The organism is Streptomyces sp. NPDC007162 (assembly GCF_040634175.1).
Lineage (GTDB): Bacteria > Actinomycetota > Actinomycetes > Streptomycetales > Streptomycetaceae > Streptomyces.
In genome coordinates, this window is the sequence record NZ_JBEYFC010000491.1 from 1 (window position 1) to 3,007 (window position 3,007).

The following is a 3,007-nucleotide window of genomic DNA, read 5'->3' on the forward strand; positions in this document are numbered from 1 at the left end:
GGCGTGAGTGCCGTGCGGGGGCTCCGAAGACTCTGCGGTGTTCCGCGTGTCGGTGTGGCTCGTCTCTCGTATTCCGTTACGACGTCTGGTTCTCGGCCGGTCGGATCCACAGACGCTGCCCGATGGCGGCGGCCTGCTGCACGATCCTGTTGACGGAGGCGGCGTCCACGACAGTGCTGTCCACGGTGGTGCCGTCGACCTCGTCGAGTCGCATGATTTCGAAGCGCATGGCCTCTCCCTTCGTCTTGTGTTCCGTCCTAGTCAACGACTTGCGTGTTACAAACATTCCCTACGCTAAAGAAATTTTTCGAACGTCTAATTACTGACCGGTACGAGTATGGGAAGACTGACCGGGACCGGTTGTGTTCGCAGCGTGACCGCCGGGACAATGGAGGTGATGAACGACGACCTCCCCGCCCTCCAGGCCCGCATCGACCGCACGAACGAGCTGCTCACCCGCATGCTCGCCGAAGTGGCCAAGACGCCCTCGACGCACGCGATCTTCGTCGACGCGGGCTACCTCTACGCGGCCACGGGCCGGCTCGTCGCCGGGACGGAGGACCGCCGGGCCTTCGACCTCGACGCCGAAGGGCTGATCGAGGCGCTCATCGACAAGGCGCGCCAGATCTTCGCGGACAGCAGGCTGCTGCGCGTCTACTGGTACGACGGCGCCCGCCGCCGCATCCACACCGCCGAGCAGCAGGTCATCGCCGAACTCCCCGACGTCAAGGTCCGCCTCGGCAACCTCAACGCCAACAACCAGCAGAAGGGCGTCGACTCCCTGATCCGCACCGACCTGGAGTCGCTCGCCCGGCACCGCGCGATCAGCGACGCGGCCCTGCTCGGCGGCGACGAGGACCTGGTCTCCGCGGTCGAGGCCGCCCAGGGGTACGGCGCCCGCGTCCACCTCTGGGGCATCGAGGCCCCCGAGGGCCGCAACCAGGCCGAACCGCTGCTCTGGGAGGTCGACAGCCAGCGCACCCTCGACCTCCAGTTCTTCAAGCCGTACGTCTCCCGGCGCGTCGCCCCCGCCTACGACGCCGGCGCCACCCGACCCACCCGCGAGGGCGTCCGCTTCGTCGGTGCGCAGATCGCCGCGAAGTGGCTGTCCGCGCGGGGGCGTGAGGCGCTGGTCGAGCTGCTCCCCGGCCATCCCTACCTGCCCGGATCCGTCGACCAGGATCTGCTGGTCGAGGCCGAGAGCATGCTCCAGTACTCGCTGCGCGGCCAGGCCGACCTGCGCCGCGCCCTGCGGGACGGCTTCTGGGAGCACCTTCGGACGCAGTACTAGGGCTGCCCTGGCGACGGGCGTCCGGGGTGCCGAGGCGTTTTCGCGCCCTGGCCGTCCGTGCTCTCCCAGAAGGCGGCGATCGCCTCGGCGGTGGGCGCCGGACGGTCGGTGTTGGGGGAGTGCTCCGCGCCGTCGACGACCGTACGGTGCGCGCCCAGCCGCAGGGCCATCTCGTCCAGCAGCGGCACCGGCCAGGTGTCGTCCCGCGCGCCCGACAGGACGTGGTACGGCAGCGCAGCGGCGGCGAGTTCGGCGACGCGGTCCGGTTCGGTGCACAACTGGCGACCGGTGGCGAGGAGTTGGGCCGGCTTGTTGTGCAGCCAGCGGCGCCGCAGATCCTCGCGGTCCACCGGGCCCTCGTCCAGCTCCTCCGGCGCCTCCAGGGCCTGCATGGCCTCCCACACCTCGGCCATCGACATCACGGCGAGGGCGTCCCGCAGCAGCTTCACGCGCTGCTGCTGGGAGGTGGAGATCTGGGCCGGGCCCGAGGCCATGAGCGTCAGCGACCGGAACGGCGTGACGTCGAGCAGCACGGCCGCCCGCGCGATCTGACCGCCCAGGGAGTGGCCCAGGAGATGCACCGGCCGCCCGTCGCCGACGGCCGCTGCCTGCGCGAGCACGTCCCGCGCCAACTCCTCCTGGGCGTAAGCCGATTCGTCGTCCTGCGGTCCGTCCGACTCGAACTGTCCACGGCCGTCCACCGCGACGGTCCGGTACCCGTGGGCGCCCAGAGCCGGGTGCAGGAGGTTGAAGTCCTCCTTGCTGCCGGTGAACCCGGGCAGCAACAGCGCGATCCCCCGCGGCTCCACCCCGGCCGCCACAGGCGCGTCGACGACGGCGAACTCACCGCGCGCGGTGGCGAGCGCGTACGCACGAGCACCGGCGGGCGGGACGAAGGAAGAAGGCCTGCTCATGGGGGAGAGGGTAACCGGCGGCGGGCGACGCAGCGGGGGACGGCGGGTGAATCCGGACGGCTGGGGGGGCTTGCCGTCAGGCGGGTGCTGTCAGGGGGTGCTGGCTGTGGGGGGCGGGGCCGGTGTCAGGGGGCACTGTGTGTGGCGGGGGACGCTGTCAGGCGGCGCTCGCTGGGGGGCGGATTGCGGTCGGAGGGGCCGCTCGGTCGCTCTCAGGGGCGCTCGCTTTTGAGGGCGGACCGCATCCACGGTGCTCGCTGTCCGGGGTGGGCGCCCGGCCCGGGGCGTGGACGCCGACGGCCCGGCCCACACGGGGTGGGCCGGGCCGTCGGGGTGGCTCGGTCGGCTCAGGCCTCGGGAGCCGCGGCGGTCGCCTTCCGGGTCCGGCGGACCCTCGGCTTCGCCTCGGCGCCGGCCGGCTCGGCGGACTCGGCCGCCTTGCGGGTGGTCCGGCTCCTGGGCTTGGCCTCCGGCTCGCCGCTGGCCTGCGCCGGAATCTCCGCGGTGGCGGCGGCTGCCGTCTTGCGGGCGCGCCGGGGCTTGGCCTCCGTGGCTTCCGCCGTGTCCACCGCGGTCTCCGCGGGGGCGGCCGTCTTGCGGGTGCGGCGCGGCTTCGGCGCGGTCTCCGCGTCCACCACGGCGGTCTCCGGGGCGGCGGCTGCCGTCTTGCGGGTCCGGCGGGGCTTGGTCTCGGTGGCCTCGGCGGCCTCCGGGGCTGCCTCCGTGGTCTCGGCCGCCGGGGCGGCTGCCGTCTTGCGGGTCCGGCGGGGCTTGGTCTCGGTGGCCTCGGCGGTGTCCGGCG

3 protein-coding genes and 1 pseudogene are annotated in these 3,007 nt (G+C 72.8%); 1 reads left to right on the forward strand and 3 read right to left on the reverse strand.

Features of this window, described 5'->3' with window-relative positions; translation table 11 throughout:
• Positions 1-76: 76 nt before the first annotated feature.
• A complete protein-coding gene (locus ABZ646_RS36980) occupies positions 77-229 on the reverse strand; it encodes a hypothetical protein (protein ID WP_165939347.1) in 153 nt (50 codons plus the stop codon).
• Between the two features lie 159 nt (positions 230-388).
• On the opposite strand from ABZ646_RS36980, the gene ABZ646_RS36985 reads away from it, so the two are divergent.
• Complete coding sequence (locus ABZ646_RS36985) at positions 389-1,291, forward strand: NYN domain-containing protein (RefSeq protein ID WP_360529184.1); 903 nt, start codon at positions 389-391, stop codon at positions 1,289-1,291.
• Here ABZ646_RS36985 and ABZ646_RS36990 read toward each other — a convergent pair.
• Both ABZ646_RS36990 and ABZ646_RS36995 read right to left on the reverse strand, forming a co-directional pair.
• On the reverse strand, positions 1,288-2,205 hold the full coding sequence (locus tag ABZ646_RS36990) for an alpha/beta hydrolase (RefSeq protein ID WP_360529173.1): 918 nt from the start codon (positions 2,203-2,205) through the stop codon (positions 1,288-1,290). The two genes, ABZ646_RS36985 and ABZ646_RS36990, sit on opposite strands and share 4 nt — an antisense overlap.
• A 347-nt stretch (positions 2,206-2,552) precedes the next feature.
• Positions 2,553-3,007: pseudogene (locus ABZ646_RS36995) on the reverse strand (DEAD/DEAH box helicase); the annotation flags it as partial.

What these genes read in the sequence shown, in the direction of transcription:
- ABZ646_RS36980 (WP_165939347.1), bottom strand. Translation starts at nt 229, where the DNA reads ATGCGCTTCGAAATCATGCGACTCGACGAGGTCGACGGCACCACCGTG.
- ABZ646_RS36985 (WP_360529184.1), top strand. Translation starts at nt 389, where the DNA reads ATGGAGGTGATGAACGACGACCTCCCCGCCCTCCAGGCCCGCATCGAC.
- ABZ646_RS36990 (WP_360529173.1), bottom strand. Translation starts at nt 2,205, where the DNA reads ATGAGCAGGCCTTCTTCCTTCGTCCCGCCCGCCGGTGCTCGTGCGTAC.